The organism is Novosphingobium sp. BL-S-34, from assembly GCF_056857015.1.
In genome coordinates this window covers 718,614-734,734 of record NZ_JBXEPV010000003.1, presented here as the reverse complement: position 1 = coordinate 734,734, position 16,121 = coordinate 718,614, and the positions used below count along the sequence as shown (strand labels likewise).

The following is a 16,121-nucleotide window of genomic DNA, read 5'->3' as shown; positions in this document are numbered from 1 at the left end:
GGATCCGCCTAAACCTGCCGATCTGGTGCCTTGAGCCGCCGGACAGCAGCGTCTCCGACATTGCCGCTAAATGGATCACCACGGCTTCTCAAAACCGGCCACAGAGAATGGCGGACCGCCCCATCTCTACGCTCCGATGCGCGATTTAGGCAAAGCCAAGCGTGCCACCTGGTGCCAGCGCCTGCAGCCACTTGCCGCCCCGCGTCACGTTTCCAATCGGGAAGCAGCCCGCGAGCTATCTGTCAGTGGCGCTTCGCTGCTCCGCAGGCGTCGCCGCGCGGTGCCCGTAACTGAGGACGCTGGTGATCCGCCAGGCGCCATCCTGCTTCGCCCAGACGATCACAAATTTGGCAATCCCTTCGCATCGTCCCGTCGCCAGTTCGCAAAAGCGGTGTTCGCCTTCCTCGATGGCACCATAGTCCTTGATCGGATAGACGCGGAACGTTGCCGGGATCAGCTCGCGCTTCACCTTTCCGCAAATGTATTTGCGAACGCCATCGACCATCGCGTCACGCTCGAACGTCGCACCGCCGGTGTCGTGGTAGAAGGCGACCTTCGGATCAAAATAGCCGGAGAAAGTCGGCAGGTCGCAGCGGTTGTAAGCGCCGAACACCTTCGCATCGAGCGCGCCGATCTCCGTCGTCAACAGATCGGCGGGGGGCGGCACGGACGTGGCGAGCAAAGCTGCGGCAACGGCGATGGCGGTCATCATGCTCATGGCCCTGTCAGTTCATCTGGCCGCGGAGGAAGGCGATCAGCTTCGGATCGCTCCCCGTGCGTTCGAGGATAGGCAGGATGACCCGCCAGCCGTTGTCGCTGTTGGTTAGGATCACGATGCCGTCGCCGCTCGGGCGATCGATCGCGGCGAAGGTGAAGGCCCCTGCATCCTTGCCGGTGTGGAGCATCGTCGTGCCGTCGGGGAAGCCGAGGAGCTGCCAGCCCAGTCCGAAGCCAGTCCAGGGCGGACAGGTGGCCGCTTTCGATCCGGCACATATTTCGGGCGTCAGGTCGCCCTGCGATTTGCTGCGCTCCGCCGCTAAAGACGCGACCAGATGCCGGTCGTTGCGGACATCAATGAGGAAGCGCGCATAATCACGCGCCGTCGCGTGTGCCAGATCGGCAGCGTTGTATCGCGTCACCCGCTCGACCGGCAGCGGCTTGCCTGCGTCGTCGTATGGCACGGCGATCGGCACCGTCTTGCCTTGCGCCGACACATAGCCCGAGCCGTTCATGTGGGCGGGTGCGAACAGCCAGCGGCCAGCAAGCGTCTCGAACGATTGCCCGATGCGGTGCTCGGCGTAGCGCGCCGCATATTGATACCCCTCGCCCGAATAGCCAGTCGTCGTGCCGGGATCATGATCGAACGCCAGTCCCTTCGCGTCGCGCCAGTTCGGCAGGCCGGTGCGATGGCTCAACGCCATGCGGACCGTCAGTTTCATCCGCCGAGGTTCGCGCGACAAGTCGGGATCGCTCCAGTAGCGATCCATCGGCTCATCAAGGCACAGCTTGCCAGCCGACACCAGTCGCAGAATGACCTCCGCCGTCAGCGGCTTCGTCAGCGAAGCGAGATTGTATGGTGTGGAGACGGTCGCCGTACGGTTCGCCCCCACTATACCCCAAGCCCCAGTAGAGACGATCTGTCCGTCGCGGATCACGGCAATCGATGCGCTTTCCACGCGCTGTTCGCGGAGGGTTGCGGTCATATCCGGCAGCGGGGTCTTTGTCTCAGCGTCCGCCATCGAGGCGCAAGCCATCAATGCGACCATGCCGACGCGAATTTTTCGCTTCAACGCGCCAACTGTATTATTCATGTGCAACAGTTAGCGGCACTGAAATTTGTCCGCAACCTTGACCGCATTTGCCAACGATGTGACAGACCTGAGAACCCGTATGAGAATTCCGAAATGGCATCCTTTCCAGGATACTCGCGAACGGCGGCTCTCGGTTGAACCTGCCGGTCGGCGAGGCCGCTGTGGATTACATGTTTGTCCCGTTTCCGACGATCGTGCCTAGTGAAACCGTCCCATCGAAGACCTTCAGTCGCTGATTCTCCGTTGACAGCAGCGGTCCGTCAGCTTTTCCATTTCGGATGCCTCAGGTCAGTCAGGTGACCGGCGGGCTTAGCGCGATCATCTCGGATAGCGGCCTTACTGAGGAGCGCAGGATCGATCCGATGAGGGCCGGCCCTTTCAGGGGATGCTTATCAAGCCATGCCCCCCTGACTGCGTTCATGGCCAGGAGTGGGAGCTTGCTCTGAGCCTTCACGCATCGACGATATTTCAGCGGCTAGTCGTGCCGCATCAGCCAGACGCGTCGCCCACGCTTCTTGTCCAGACGGGTTGCCGACAAGGTCTTGTCGCACCTCGATCTCGGCATAGGGGAGGTTTCGCGGGAACGCGTGGAACGGAACAGTGTAATCGGTCTCATCCATGGCGTAAGGCTCGTTATCGCCAACGATCAGGTCAGCCTGCGCCGCAAGTGCATCGCGCAGTCCAAGGGCAAATTCCGTCCGTCCCGTACCGTGCAGTACCCCGACGTCCCAAGGACGAGTCAATCCGTCCATCTTCGGCGTGAAGCTGTGCAACGACAGTAGGATAGTCTCCTCGACGGAAGTACGCCGAGTATCAAGGATCACTGCGATCGCGGCATGATAAGGTCCGTGGATCGCGGCGCTCCGGGCATGGCGTGCCCGATCACTCAGATGCCGATTTGCGGGAATGGGGGTACCGTCCGAAACCTCCGGGATAGCGTCGGGCCTTGCGGGCAGGCGATTGCAGTCGATGACGAGACGCGAGTAGGCCTGATGCACGAAAGGCGCATCCAGCAGACGCGCCAAGGCCTGGCCGAGACCTAACACTCCGATGTCGATTGCTATGTGGCGCCTCAGATCATCGCGTTGCAAACCAAGGGATTGCAAGCGATGCGGAACTGCAGATCCTGCGTGGTCGCCGATTATTAGGAACGGCGAGTTTCCTGCGGCGTTGAACACCACAAACGGCGCCGGATCTCCCGGACCCAGCACCTTCTCCGCCGTGCGCCCGCTCATCAGGAAACCTTTCCATGCCGTTGCTGACGATCCACCACAAAACGCGGTATCGCTACCAACAGCCTGTTTCGCTCGGTGAACATCGCATCATGATGCGTCCGCGCGAAGCGTTTGACCAGCGATTGCTGTCCGCGCGCCTCATCATTGACCCTGAGCCCAGTGAACTGCGCTGGCTGCACGACGTATTCGGCAATTCGGTCGCCGTCGCCTCTTTCGAGCGCCGCACTGCAGACCTGACAATTACCAGCGAGGCGACGCTTGAGCATGCCCCGCTCGATCAGACGCAGGTGGACGTTGAGAATTATGCGCGCTTGTTTCCCTTCACCTATTCAGCAGAGGACATGTCTGACCTTCTGCGCTCGATTGAGCGGCAGCACCTCGACCCGGAGCGCATCGTCGACAATTGGGCCCGCGCGTTTCTCAACGACGATGCAAGCACCGGGACCATTTCCCTGCTGACCGAGATGGCAACCAGCATCAAACGGGACTTCACATATGTTCCGCGTCATGAAAAGGGCACCCAGGTGCCGATCGAGACTTTGAAGAAGCGCCGGGGGACCTGCCGCGACTTTGCCGTCCTGATGATCGAGGCGGTTCGCGCGCTCGGCTTTGCGGCGCGTTTCGTCTCGGGCTACGTCTACAATCCGTCCAAGACAGAGGGCGTGGTCGGCGGCGGCAACACCCATGCCTGGGTCCGCATCTTTCTTCCCGGCTCCGGCTGGGTCGAATTCGATCCCACCAACGGCATCATCGGCAATCGCGGGCTCGTCCGCGTCGCGGTGGCGCGCGATCCCTACCAGGCATTGCCGCTGTCCGGCACCTGGTTCGGCCTGCCCGCCAGCTTCCTTGGGATGGACGTGACGGTGGACGTCCACCGGGCCGATCCCGAACAATTCCCCTCCACCGGTCATGGGGCCGTAAACAGCCGCCACTCCGGCGCTTCAGGAAAGTGATACTCATGTTGATCCGCTGCGGCTACGATATCCGCTTTGAAACCGAAACAAAGACCGCGATGATGGCGATGCTCAGCCTTCACCCCTCGCGCCATCAGGACCTGCGCACGCCCCAGCGCCTGCTGGCCGACCCCGATATTCCGCTCTATCAGTTCGAGGACGCCTTCGGGAACGTCGCCACGCGCCTCAGCATACCGGCAGGCGGCGTGACGCTGTCCTGCGAATTTGTCATCGAAGACAATGGCGAGCCGGACATGCGCCCTGCCAACGGTCTGCAGATGCCGGTCGAGGACCTTCCGGATTTCGTCATGCCATTCCTGCTGGGCAGCCGTTACTGCGAAACCGACCGCCTCATGGACGTGGCCTGGAGCAACTTCGGCCATTACAGCAACGCCCGCGACCGGGTGGATGCGATCGTCGACTTCGTTCACCGCCATATGGAGTTCGGCTACCACTATGCCCGGCCCGACAAGACGGCCTGGAACGGCTATCAGGAGCAGCAGGGCGTGTGCCGTGATTTCGCTCATCTCGCCATCACACTGTGCCGCTGCATGAATCTTCCAGCGCGCTACTGCACGGGTTATCTCGGTGACATCGGGGTGCCCGCCTCAGACTCGCCGATGGACTTCAGCGCCTGGTTCGACGTCTATATCGATGGCAGCTGGTACACGCACGATGCCCGCCACAACAAGCCACGCATCGGCCGTATCCTGATGGCACGGGGGCGCGATGCCACCGACGTTGCCTTGACGACCGCGTTCGGCCCGGCAAACCTGGTGCGGTTCGACGTCTACACCGACGAGGTCCAATCCCTTGAATGATCCGCTGACTAACCCGCTTCTGCGTCCCTGGGACGGTCCGCTCGGCGCCCCGCCCTTTGCGCAGGTGCGGGCCGAGGACTTCCTGCCCGCGTTCGAGGCCGCCACCGCTTGGCACCGCGCGGAAGTGGCGGGTATCGCCGGGCAGACGGAAGCGGCGACGTTCGAGAACACGATAGCCGCCCTGGAACGGTCAGGCGAAGTGCTGGGCCGGGTTCGCCGCCTGTTCTGGACGCTGTCCTCGGCGCAGGGAACTGCTGCCGTCCGCGCGATCGAAGGGAAGGTTTCGGCGCTGCTCAGCGCGCATTCGATCGCGATCAACCACGACTCCGCGCTTGCAGCGCGCATTGCCGCCGTCCATGCCTCACGCCATGCCGCTGGCCTAACGCCCGCGCAGGTACGTCTGGTCGAGGCCAGCTACGCCGGCGCCCGTCGAACCGGAGCGGCCCTGCGCCCCGAGCAGAAGGTACGCTTTGCCGAGATAGACGCACGGCTTTCGGCGCTCTCCGTCCAGTTCGGCCACAACGTCCTGGCGGCGACGGCCGACTGGGTACTGGACCTCGGCGCGGACGACCTCGACGGGCTGCCCCCCTCACAATGTGACGCCGCTGCAGCGCGCGCCGCAGCCGCAGGGGCCCCGGGCCGATTCCACGTCAGCCTCGATCGCACCGACTATGAAAGTTTCCTGGGCTTCTCCCAGCGCCGCGACTTGCGCGAGAAACTGTGGCGCGCCTTTACCGAGCGTTGCGACGGTGGGGCGCAAGACAACTGGCCGGTCATAGCCGAAATCCTCACGCTCAGGCATGAGCGGGCAACCTTGCTAGGGTACGCCGACCATGCGCATTACGCGTTGGAGGACAGCATGGCCCACATGCCTGCCGCCGCGCTCGATCTGCTGCAGCAGTTATGGGAGCCCGGCAAGCGCCGCGCTGCCGATGAGGCGGCGGAACTGCAGGCGCTGATTGATGCCGAGGGCGGCGGGTTCAACTTGGCTCCTTGGGACTGGCGCTTTTACGCTGAGCAGGTGCGCCGTTCGCGCTATGCGCTGGACGGCGCGGCGGTGGCGCAGCATCTGCGTCTGGACGCCGTCCGGCAGGCCGCTTTCGATACGGCCGCCAAACTCTACGGACTGTCCTTCACGCGCCGCGCGGATATTCCCGGCTATCATCCCGATGTCTGGGCCTGGGAAGTGCGCGACGAGGGAGCTGGCCCTGTCGGGCTGCTGTTCACCGACTATCTCGCCCGGCCGGAAAAGCACGGCGGGGCTTGGATGGGCAGCCTGCGCGTGCAGGAATCGATGGACGGCGAGGTGCTTCCGGTCATTTACCTCGTCGCCAATTTCGCAGGCGCGCCGCCGCCGGACACCGGAGCCACGCGCCTCTCCATCGACGAGGCGCGCACGCTGTTCCACGAATTCGGTCATGCCTTGCATGGCCTGCTTTCTCGCGTCACCTATCCCAGCCAGTCCGGCACCGCGGTGGCCCGAGATTTCGTCGAGTTTCCGAGCAAGTTGATGGAAAACTGGATCGTAAGCGGGGAAGTCCTGTCCGGATTCGGCGTACCCGAAGCGCTGATCACCGCGATCCGGAACGCCGCGAGCTACGGGCAGGGTTTCGCGACGGTGGAACTCATCGGCTGCTCGCTGATCGACCTTGCCGTGCATGGCTCACCGCAGGCCGCCGCCGATCCCCGCGCCTTCGTTGAGGCCGAGCTTGAGCGGCTGGGCATGCCGCCAGCAGTCGGGCTGCGGCATCGCTTCCCGTATTTTACGCATATATTCGACGGCGGCTATGCCAGTGCGTATTACAGCTACGCATGGTCCGAAGCGCTCGACGCAGACGTCTTTGAAGCTTTCGTAGCCTCAGGCGACATCTTTGACGCCCGACTGGCCAAGCGGTTCCGTGAGGAAATCTTGAGCGTCGGCGACACTCGCGACCCAATGGAATCCTTCACTGCGTTGCTTGGCAGACCCCCCGATCCGAAGGCTCTTATGCGGGCACGAGATCTGGTAGACGTTTGAACTGCCGAACTACACTCCGGGCTGGATCAAATTGAATTAGGTGCCAGCGAAGTGCGGCGGCTGGATCTGAAAAAACTTCGGGAAACGTTAGATATTATGAACTGGGTCCGTAGGAGGACCGAACCCTCCCGGTCATTCAATAGCCAGTTTTACGCCCCCAATGTGCAGTCCGCCCGCTTTCCTCGTCTGGATACCCAACACGGGCCAGTATGCGACGGTCGGCTTTGGAGCGGAGGGGTCTATAGCTGCCGACAAGCCATGTCAGAACACCTTGCCTGGAGGGCTTTGCGACACTTTCCCAATCCGACAGAGTTTATCGCGCATCCGCCTCTAGGTGCGCGGCCAAAGACGGTGCGCAAGGTACGCTCCCGGCGGAATTGCCTGCCGCCAGTCGACAATCATGTGTTTGGCGTCAATCTCAAAGCTTCCCCGATTGTTCGTACTATAAAGTCGACGACGCTGGCAAACTGTCGTCCCGCGCTTTGGCTGGCTTTGCGCGAGGAGAAAAGGATATCGAGCGCCAACGCTGGACCGCTGAGTGCCCAGCCCCGTAAATCGCCCGCACCGACCGCTTCCATCACATATTTTTCCGGCAATAGCGCGTAGCCGATGCCCGACTGTACCAATTCCTGGATAAGCCTCGTCGAGTCAGCCTCCATCTGAATGTTCAGCCTCACGCCGCTCCGGTGCGCTGCATCGTTGATTGCGGCCCTTACGCCTAGGTGATGGGATGGCACGATCAAGGGCAATGCCAACGCCTCTTCGATATCGACAGAGGAGTCGTACGGTGTTTCAATGCCAGGTGGGCCAACCAGCATGAAGGGCAGGGACAGGAGTTTCTGTTCGATAAGAAGATCGTTGCGGGAAACCTCCTCGAGAACCGCGAAGTCGATCATGCCTCGTGCGAGCCAGTCGCCCAACCCGCCGGTCGGCCCCTCGATCAGCCGGAAGCGGATATCTGGAAAGGCCGAGCGCAGTTGAAGCCCCAACGACCGACCCGCCAGTGCGGCAATACTGGGCGGCAGGCCCACGGCAAGATCCGCCGCGCCGCGCGAAGCCCCCGAACGTGTTCCCTGAATCGCCAGTTCCAGTTCGCGCAGCGGCGCGGCGACCGAGGAATGAAGCCTCTCCCCGTCGGCAGTCAGGCGCATGCCCCGGGCCGTGCGCTCGAAAAGAGTCACCCCCAGTTCTTCCTCCAGCAAACGCATTTGCCGACTGAGAGCGGACTGGGCCACCCGCACCATGCCCGCCGCGCGGGTAAGTGAACCATCCTCCGCAATCCGCACGAAATAGCTGAGCCGTCTGATTTCCATGCGCCACCTCGCGAGCTATCCAATCTCGATATGATAGCACGCGGAAATTGAAATGGCGGCATAGCGAATAATTGTTCATCTGCTTCGGCAGATAAAAAAATCGAGGAGCGGGATATGGGCATTTACGAGCAGTATGGACCGTGGGCCCTGATCGCCGGAGCATCGGAAGGAACCGGGGCAGCCTTTGCCCATCGCCTCGCGTCCGAGGGGCTGAACATCATCCTGATCGCCCGCCGCGAGCAACCGCTGGCCGCGCTGGCAGCCGAGTTGCAGGCCGCCTACGGCACCGAGACCGTTACCGCCTCCATCGACCTAGCCGCTCCAGACGCGATCGACCGGATCGCGGTGGTCGCCGAGGGCCGCGAGGTGGGTCTCTATATCAGCAACGCGGGCGGCGATCCCAATGGCACCGCCTTCTTCAAGACTGATATCAAGGCATGGACCGATCTGGTCGCGCGCAATGTGGTCACGGTAATGCAGGCGTCTCACCTGCTCGGCGCCAAGATGCGCGAGCGCAAGCGTGGTGGGATCATCCTTGTGGGGTCGGGCGCGTGCTATGGCGGCGCGTCGGGACTAGGCGTCTACTCGGGCAGCAAGGCGTTCGACCTCTGCTTTGGCGAGGGGCTTTGGGCCGAATTGCGCACTCATGGCGTGTACGTGCTGAACCTTATCCTGGGCCGCACTGACACGCCAGAATTCCGCCGCTGGCTTGAAAGCCGTGGAGCGTCGATGCCCAGCGATGTCGCGAACGCGGAAGATGTGGCTCGTGTCGGCTTGGAGCGCTTGCCGTATGGCCCCGTACACAACTGGGGGCTGGAGGACGAAGACGCGGGGCGCATGCCCCAATCGGCTGCCGCTCGTCGGAACCGCATCCTCGCCATGGAGGCGGCGATGCAAGACTTGAAGCCCGCCCAGGTATGACCCGCTCGCTTCAGAACGACAGGCAAGCCATCACCGACTTGATCCACCTCTACTGCCGTTCGGTGGACAGGCTGGATGTGCCGCTGGGTCACAGCATCTGGAACGAAGGCGCGACCGCCGATTACGGTGAAAGCTTCCATCAGGGAACCGGGAGGGACGTGATCGACAAGATCTGCGCCTCTCATCGCGGGCTGCTCGCCCACTCGCACCAGATCGGCAACATCCTCATCAAGGTCGACGACGATCGCGCCGGGAGCGAGGCCTACTGCACCGCAACGCTGCGGTTGCAACGCGGCGAGACGCTGATGCAGATGAGCGTGTGGACCCGCTATGTCGACCGTTGGTCGTATCGGGCCGGACGCTGGGGGCTCGACCATCGCATTGCGATCCGCGACTTCGACGAGGTCCGCCCGGTGACCGCCCTGAGTCAGCCGGACATGGGCAGTCGCGACCATGCCGATCCTTCCTATGCCGCGCTTCATCTAAAACCACAGGATATGCCATGAAAGCAGCGTACATCCAGAACGGCGCAGTCCATGTCGGCGAGATGCCAGACCCGATTCCCGGAACGGGCCAGGCACTCGTGCGTACCCACCGCTGCGGCATGTGCGCATCCGAAGCCCACTTTCTCCATTCCGGCGAGACGATCATTGGTTTGTCGAAGGTTCATGGCGGACCCTACGCGGGGCTCGACTTCAGCCGTCCCTTCGTACCCGGCCACGAATATGTCGGCGAGATCGTCGATTATGGTCCCGGAAGCAAGCAAACGGTGAAACCGGGGCGCAAGGTCACGTCCATCCCGATCATGCGCCAGTCGGGTTCCCACTCCATCGTCGGCTTCAGCCATGACTGCCCCGGAGGTTTCGGCGAGTACATGCTGCTCGACGAGGACATGATGCTTGAGGTGCCCACCGATCTCGAGGACGATCTGGCCGCGATGACGGAGCCGCTGGCAGTCGGCCTGGAGCATGCGCGGCGGGGCCGGCCCGACAAGGACGATGTCGTCCTTGTCCTGGGCTGTGGGGCCATCGGCCTCGGCGTCATTGCCGGTCTTAAACTGATGGGCATCGCGCCTATCGTCGCCGCCGATTTCCACGAAGGGCGGCGCAAATTGGCCATCGCGATGGGCGCGGATATCGTCGTCGATCCGCGCGAGCTATCCCCCTATGGTCCACTTGTGGATCTGGGCGACCGGCGGGCGAACCTTATCTATGAGTGCGTCGGCCTGCCGGGGCTGCTTCAACAGGTCATCAGTGGCGCCGGCTTCGGGGCGCGGATCGTGATGGGCGGCTATTGTATGGAGCCGGAGGAGCTACTCGTCTTCGCGGCCCAGAACAAACGCCTCAACATCCAGTTCCCGGGGGGCGAAGAACCGCAGGATATGGAGCTTGCCTTGCGCGCGATCGCAGACGGGCGGGTAGACGTCCGTCCTTGGCTGGGAACGCGCATCGGGTTGAACGGCGTTGCCTCCGCGATGAGCGACATGTCCAATCCGATTGCGCCGATCCGCACAGTGGTCGATCCGCGCGTGCTGTAGACCACGCGAGTACACCTTCCCCGATGGCACTCGCATGGCCGGCTCGCAAAAGCACGGCGTGCCAGGACAGCGGGAAGTGCCGAGAGAGATAACGGCCAATGATTAGGGTTGGAATCATCAGCGCGAACTGAGGCGCCTACGCCCACAGGCCCGCATGGGAAGCGATCGATGGGGTCGAGGTCACCGCCATTTGCACCTCGCGCCGCGAAACCACCGAAGCCGTCAGCGCGCGCCTGAACATCCCGCGCGCGTTCTGGAATGCCGAGGAGATGGCGGCGGACCCCGACCTCGATATCATCGACATCGGCACGCGGCCAGATCTACGCCACGCTATGGGGCTGACGGCGCTGCGCAACGGCAAGCACATCTACAATGGCATCGTCAATGGCCAGGGACATCGACGATGGCCGGGATATGTATCGCGCATGGCGGACCGCCGGCGCCGTCGCGGGGGTGGATGCGTTTTCGCAGTGGATTCCCGCGCTCGTCAAGGGCAAGGAAATGCCCGGCACTGGCTATATCGGCAAGCCGCTGGGCGGAAGCTGCCGGTTCAACATGGGCCTCTTCAATCGCCCTGCCCACCTTCCCCTGCAATTGGTTCTTGCAGGCCGGCCTCGGTGTGTCCTCGATACGCAACAACTGTAGCCACCTGATGCATCTGATCCAGCTACTAGGACCGGTCAGAGCGGATCCAGATACTGCCGAAACGTCAGCGCCGCATTGTAATGGTGCATCGCGGGAAAGATCTCGAAACCGAAAGAGGTGTCCCTGAGGTAGGAGCGCTGGCGCGACCAGATCCCCGAATTACTCCCGTATTCACCGAAAATCGTCGCACTCCCCGACGACCAGACCTTTCCGAGCGTGGCGCCGGGTGCGAGGCCTGACGAGATGATTGACACGCTTCATAGTGAATTCGGGGCTATTATGGAATGGGTATCGCCGCACGAAACCGCCGGAAACCACTGCGGATCCGGATCCGTGTCTGCGCCGATGTCGATATCTGTGTTTGCGGGAGCCTGCAACCACATCGCCTCAAATGGCTTATCACGTTTGAGTTTGCAGGAGCTGTCATGAAGAAATCGACGATCGCCATCGCTTTAGCCGGCACCACGATGGTGCTTGGGGCCTGCGCCTTGATCCCGCGGCCTGGCCCAGTGGGCAACTCTGCAGTTCCGCAGCCCTCAAAGGCGGTAGACCTGGAGCGCTACTTGGGCCGCTGGTACGAGCAATACCGGTACGAAGCCTCATTCCAGAAAGATATGGATGACGTCACTGCCGACTACTCACTGAATGATGACGGAACCTTGAAAGTAGTGAACAGGGGCCGCCGAAATAACAAGTGGAAGGAATCAACTGGCAAGGCCAAGATAGTCGACGCGGCTATGAGTGCCAAGCTTAAGGTGTCGTTCTTCGGCCCTCTCTATGGCAACTACTGGGTGCTGGATCACGGTGAAAATTATGATTGGTCCATCGTCGGAGAGCCTTCGGGGCGCTACTTGTGGGTACTTACTCGGGAAGCCCGGCCTGACGCTGATTTGCTCGCCAGATTAGAAGCTCGAGTGAAGACGCTGGGTTACGACTGGTCGATGGTTCGTCGCACCAAACAGTAATATTGGAGCAAGGTTGATAAAGAGCGACATGCAGGATCTATTGTTGCCATCAACCCATCATCTGTTGATCGCCGGAATTATCTGAATCTTCAGATGGCATCGGCGGGGCACGAGTCCCTTGTAAATGTTCGGGCCCCCAAAGTTCAATTTAACACCAAGGATCGCGCTTGAAAACTTGGCTGGCGGAAGCGCGAATCTGCCCGCCGAGATCGCCCCCTGAAATGCCAAGCCCCAAGCGGCCCACCGCGGCATTCCTCTTGGTCAATCCAAGCAGATTAAAGTCACGCGGCGAGCGCGGATTACCGCGCCCGCGGGGGAAGCAATACCGATGAGGCTGCCCGGCAGGGTTTGCCGGGAAACTGCCTTGCTCGGGGCGCCGCTAGCAGACGGTGGTAGGGTCGATTAGCCAGAGAGCCTGGACGCGACCAGATCGGCCGTACTTATCTTTAGCGCGACAGGGTCCATTTGAACGCTGAGGATAGTCCGGCAAGACGGGCACTGATACGACACGGCCTTAAATCCCTCCGTTGAGAACGGAACCTTAGCGTCGACCGGCTGAATATAAACATTCGCGATCGTGTTTTCGCACTTGGGACATTTACCTCCATGAATCGACATGATCATCCTCCCCATCAGAAGTGAATTCGCAGGAAAAACGAGAGCCGCAAAACAGTCAAGGCCAGATTCATAGGATCGGGAACCCGCAATTCCGCAACGGCCTCACCCTAGACGCTCCCCGAATAGTAGCTGGCGCTATGGCTGTTCGCGCATGTGCTTTTCGCACCGGCGTGTCGTAGTACGTCAGCACCAAAATTGATCTCTAGACAAAGCATGCCTTCATAAGACCTCCACTCCCCGAACCGGTTGAAGCGCCGAAGATGAATGCGCCCAGGTAAACAATTGCATTGGGGAAACGGCGTGGCTGCCTATCTTCGTCGTCGCAACCTCCTCCTCCAAACCTTGAAGCGCGGGGCGCTCAAACGCCTATTAAGTCCGTAAGTTCCCAGCCCGCGATCGAACACACATTCTTTCGGACGAAGCGAGAGAATCGCTTGTCATCCACTTTTGTTTGGCGCAGCAATACCTCGCGACCCGAAAGAGATGAGCGTGAGCGACTCTCTGGATAACTACCCGGCCTCTGCAGGCCGGGTATTTTTTATCGCGATCACGTCGAGTGTGCACAAATACACGATTGATACAACGATTCCGTTTTCAAGCCCCACAAGCAGCTCTATATTGGGCCCTTACCCCGTCGGGTCGCACCAAGGGGGCGCCGGTGCGTGCCCAAGGCACCACCGGCGCAATCCTGCAGGTTTCAGGATGGCATGCTGCGGGCAATCGCCCCAGCGCATTTCAGCATCGTTTTCGCTGATTTCCCAATCGCGCAAATGAAATAACTTATTCAGCATTTAACGCGCCCCGATGCACCGGATGTTGCCCAGGCTAAGAACCGAGGCCTGCGCACCCGAAGATTTCAGAAACTGACACAAGACGCGGCCGATTTCCTGACCGCTGATCTGGTCGCACTCGACATCAAGTCCAAGATTAACGCCCAAATGCTGGATCTGCAGTGACAGCGTGACCTCAACTTGGTTCACGGTTCCACGAGAGTCGCCGCGGACTTCTTGCCAGGCGGGGTTGCCGCGCTTGCCGAAGATCTTGAAGCCCGCATCTTGAATAAGTCGTCACAGACCTTTCTATGCAAGGTTTCAGGATGACAAAGCCAATAGGTTGAATACATTGCGCGCCATGACTGAAGCCGGGTCTCGCCGGTTTGTGAGATTTCACGACATGCTGCTTTACCTCGGAATGCGCCTCGATCCTCAAGGACGGGCCATTATCGGGCTGTTTGAATGGCTCGGTGAAACTCGCCATCCGGATACTGGCACTCATTATGGGGAGAAACTGGCCCAACTTGCGCGCCAGCATCGGTAAAGTGTGGTGCCGGCGAAAGTTCAGAGATCCGCGAGCCCTATCAAATGCTCAGCTCGAAAGGTAGCTGCGAGGCACAGCGCGACGGCTTACCTGGAAGCCAAGTCAGTGATCCCGCGATTTGAGGTCAAGCTCAAGTAGGATCGAAGCGGTCAGCGGCCAACCCTTTACTCAACCCACCTTATGCGCAGGCTGTTGCCTTTCGGTGGTTTGAGGCCTTAGGGAACGACCTGCAGCGTCGCCTCTAAACGAGCGTTTGCTGCGAGCGTCGACTGGGATCCCCAAATGCCCCCAGATGGCGCGGAGGGGCCGCGGTGTCAGCGAGTGCCACGGTCCCTCCAATTTTGCGACAAGGTCGGCCTATCTCGTTCAGGGTATTCCGCAAATCGTTTCGGTTAGCTAACTACATGGTGTCCGGCGGGGGTACTGAACGAATACGACCCACGTTCAGAGCTGGTGGCAGCGCTTCCATACCTTTGCTGCCGCTGGCCACAATCGGCCGGAAGCGTCCGACCTTGCTCGATTCCTATGGCATCGGCTGTAACCTTGCACGGCCGTGTTTCTTGACCGTTCCGGCGCTATGCCACTTTGTAAAAATACTATTTTTTCCAGGGATGGCCTCGCTACATGCTCTTTTGTCGCCGGGTTTAAGGCGCAAGACCGTTGAGAGCGGGCTCATCGCCACAGATAGTGGCGGGCACTGATGCTTGCTATCGTCTGGTTAGGCGCTGCGACTGGAGATCTCTCCTGATTGAACAGGGACGTATGGCAACTTCCACGAAGGGTTTGAGGTACCCGCCGAACGCGGGGAGCGCGGCACCTCGGAACTGCTATCCCTTTGAAGTATTATCTCATCGTCATCTCGCGATGGCGCCACGGTGGCGGACCCTCCCCGGCTACACCGTCAGAGGCCGTCCCTTTAGCGGGGGACGGCCTCACTCCTCCAAAGCCGTTCGGATCAGAATTAACTTCTTGCAAGCGATGGAAATGTTGGCGCCGCTGAGCGATGATGCCGCGGGGGCGCTCCTGTACCCTCACAGAAGCTCTGCCCTCCCTGAACGCGCTGCGGCGCATGCGACAGACTAGACCCCGGGCAGATCTCAAGCGGTCCCCGGGGCCTCTTTTCTTCACATATCCTGTGAGGCGCCCGATCGTGGTTCGCGGGCGGTGCCACGGATAGCCTCCCCGCTCTCTAAGCAGCAAGATATCAGTATGACCACTGCGGAAAACAGCCACTTCACCTGGTGTTTCATGCTGGATAACCATATTTTATATCCGGAACGGCCTAGGGTCAGATCGCCGAAACAGCATGCAGGCCCTTGACCTCGAGAGCGGAAATGCAAAATATATTGGACGGCGGAATCACCGCCAAAGCGAGGAGAGTTGGAAGAAAGGAGGCAAAGCAATGTCCCTCTCCAAATTTCATCATCCGTTCGAGTTTATGGGGCGTCCCCAGCTCGAGCCGGAGGTCAAGCGTGCGATTCTGGCGTCTTGGATTTGCGACGCTCACGCAGCCGAAAACCGCCCCGATCTGAGGCGTCCGCCTGGCGGATCGCAGGTCAACCGGCTTGTCGACAAAACGTCTGCTATGCGCAGCGCTGATGCTCACGAGGCGTGACCATGTCGGAGCAGTTATTCACCCTCTTGCGCCAAGAGCGCAAACGCTTGGAAAGAGCGATAGCGAAAGCAGAAGCTGAAAAAGCACATCCTTCCGAAGTGAAGCGCATGAAAGTGCTCCATAGGATAGTGAATGAGCAAATCTGCAGTTGGATGCGAGACCTTTATGGCACCGATCCACAGCGGTTGAAACAAGCCGCATAACTCCAGAGATGAGCCGGAGGCCTGAACTCCGGCTCATCACCGGGACGCATCTCTGCTTAACCTGGGACGCGGGCACAGGCGCGGAGCGCGGACGACGTTTGGCCGGTCTGTCGCAGCCCAGCCTGCTCGGCATGAACCGTCGCTTCTCAG

15 protein-coding genes and 1 pseudogene are annotated in these 16,121 nt (G+C 60.8%); 11 read left to right on the top strand and 5 right to left on the bottom strand.

Features of this window, described 5'->3' with window-relative positions; all coding sequences use genetic code 11:
• Nucleotides 1-235: 235 nt before the first annotated feature.
• The 3 genes from AC1VV3_RS26100 to AC1VV3_RS26090 all read right to left on the bottom strand — a co-directional run bounded on the left by AC1VV3_RS26100 (nt 236) and on the right by AC1VV3_RS26090 (nt 3,046).
• Complete coding sequence (locus tag AC1VV3_RS26100; RefSeq protein WP_465128854.1) at nt 236-712, bottom strand: nuclear transport factor 2 family protein; 477 nt, start codon at nt 710-712, stop codon at nt 236-238.
• Nucleotides 713-725: 13 nt separating this feature from the next.
• Nucleotides 726-1,811: a serine hydrolase domain-containing protein gene (locus AC1VV3_RS26095; protein ID WP_482963311.1), complete on the bottom strand. Its 1,086-nt coding sequence runs from the start codon at nt 1,809-1,811 to the stop codon at nt 726-728.
• A 392-nt stretch (nt 1,812-2,203) separates the two neighbouring features.
• On the bottom strand, nt 2,204-3,046 hold the full coding sequence (locus AC1VV3_RS26090) for an N-formylglutamate amidohydrolase (protein WP_132270308.1): 843 nt from the start codon (nt 3,044-3,046) through the stop codon (nt 2,204-2,206).
• Between the two features lie 14 nt (nt 3,047-3,060).
• Between AC1VV3_RS26090 and AC1VV3_RS26085 the strand changes: the two genes are divergently transcribed.
• Genes AC1VV3_RS26085 through AC1VV3_RS26075 form a run of 3 tightly spaced genes read left to right on the top strand, consistent with a single transcriptional unit; the run spans nt 3,061 to nt 6,837 of the window.
• On the top strand, nt 3,061-3,999 hold the full coding sequence (locus AC1VV3_RS26085) for a transglutaminase family protein (protein WP_465128391.1): 939 nt from the start codon (nt 3,061-3,063) through the stop codon (nt 3,997-3,999).
• Between the two features lie 5 nt (nt 4,000-4,004).
• Nucleotides 4,005-4,820 carry a transglutaminase-like domain-containing protein gene (locus AC1VV3_RS26080; protein WP_482963310.1) on the top strand — a complete coding sequence of 272 codons (816 nt, stop codon included), beginning with the start codon at nt 4,005-4,007 and terminating at the stop codon, nt 4,818-4,820.
• Nucleotides 4,813-6,837, top strand: a complete 2,025-nt coding sequence (locus AC1VV3_RS26075; protein ID WP_482963309.1) for a M3 family metallopeptidase — start codon at nt 4,813-4,815, stop codon at nt 6,835-6,837. Before AC1VV3_RS26080 ends, AC1VV3_RS26075 begins: the two co-directional genes overlap by 8 nt.
• 398 nt (nt 6,838-7,235) lie before the next feature.
• On the opposite strand, the gene AC1VV3_RS26070 is transcribed toward AC1VV3_RS26075, so the two are convergent.
• Nucleotides 7,236-8,150, bottom strand: a complete 915-nt coding sequence (locus AC1VV3_RS26070) for a LysR family transcriptional regulator (protein WP_482963308.1) — start codon at nt 8,148-8,150, stop codon at nt 7,236-7,238.
• A 114-nt stretch (nt 8,151-8,264) separates the two neighbouring features.
• Here AC1VV3_RS26070 and AC1VV3_RS26065 point away from each other — a divergent pair, with 114 nt between their 5' ends.
• The 5 genes and pseudogenes from AC1VV3_RS26065 to AC1VV3_RS26045 all read left to right on the top strand — a co-directional run bounded on the left by AC1VV3_RS26065 (nt 8,265) and on the right by AC1VV3_RS26045 (nt 11,253).
• A complete protein-coding gene (locus AC1VV3_RS26065; protein WP_132270299.1) occupies nt 8,265-9,071 on the top strand; it encodes an SDR family NAD(P)-dependent oxidoreductase in 807 nt (268 codons plus the stop codon).
• Nucleotides 9,068-9,577 carry a nuclear transport factor 2 family protein gene (locus AC1VV3_RS26060; RefSeq protein WP_482963307.1) on the top strand — a complete coding sequence of 170 codons (510 nt, stop codon included), beginning with the start codon at nt 9,068-9,070 and terminating at the stop codon, nt 9,575-9,577. The genes AC1VV3_RS26065 and AC1VV3_RS26060 overlap by 4 nt, the downstream gene beginning before the upstream one ends.
• Complete coding sequence (locus tag AC1VV3_RS26055) at nt 9,574-10,608, top strand: zinc-binding dehydrogenase (RefSeq protein ID WP_482963306.1); 1,035 nt, start codon at nt 9,574-9,576, stop codon at nt 10,606-10,608. Before AC1VV3_RS26060 ends, AC1VV3_RS26055 begins: the two co-directional genes overlap by 4 nt.
• Nucleotides 10,609-10,760: 152 nt before the next feature.
• Nucleotides 10,761-10,964, top strand: a pseudogene (locus AC1VV3_RS26050) (Gfo/Idh/MocA family oxidoreductase); the annotation flags it as partial.
• 28 nt (nt 10,965-10,992) lie between these two features.
• Nucleotides 10,993-11,253: a hypothetical protein gene (locus tag AC1VV3_RS26045; RefSeq protein WP_482963305.1), complete on the top strand. Its 261-nt coding sequence runs from the start codon at nt 10,993-10,995 to the stop codon at nt 11,251-11,253.
• Nucleotides 11,254-11,288: 35 nt separating this feature from the next.
• On the opposite strand, the gene AC1VV3_RS26040 is transcribed toward AC1VV3_RS26045, so the two are convergent.
• Nucleotides 11,289-11,507, bottom strand: coding sequence for a hypothetical protein (locus AC1VV3_RS26040; protein WP_482963304.1), 219 nt, complete (start codon nt 11,505-11,507; stop codon nt 11,289-11,291).
• Nucleotides 11,508-11,678: 171 nt separating this feature from the next.
• On the opposite strand from AC1VV3_RS26040, the gene AC1VV3_RS26035 reads away from it, so the two are divergent.
• The 3 genes from AC1VV3_RS26035 to AC1VV3_RS26025 all read left to right on the top strand — a co-directional run bounded on the left by AC1VV3_RS26035 (nt 11,679) and on the right by AC1VV3_RS26025 (nt 15,971).
• Nucleotides 11,679-12,218, top strand: coding sequence for a lipocalin family protein (locus AC1VV3_RS26035; protein WP_482963303.1), 540 nt, complete (start codon nt 11,679-11,681; stop codon nt 12,216-12,218).
• A gap of 1,749 nt (nt 12,219-13,967) precedes the next feature.
• Entirely contained in the window at nt 13,968-14,153 is a 186-nt protein-coding gene (locus tag AC1VV3_RS26030) for a hypothetical protein (RefSeq protein WP_482963302.1), read from the top strand.
• Nucleotides 14,154-15,770: 1,617 nt separating this feature from the next.
• A complete protein-coding gene (locus AC1VV3_RS26025) occupies nt 15,771-15,971 on the top strand; it encodes a hypothetical protein (RefSeq protein WP_132270083.1) in 201 nt (66 codons plus the stop codon).
• Nucleotides 15,972-16,121: the final 150 nt, after the last annotated feature.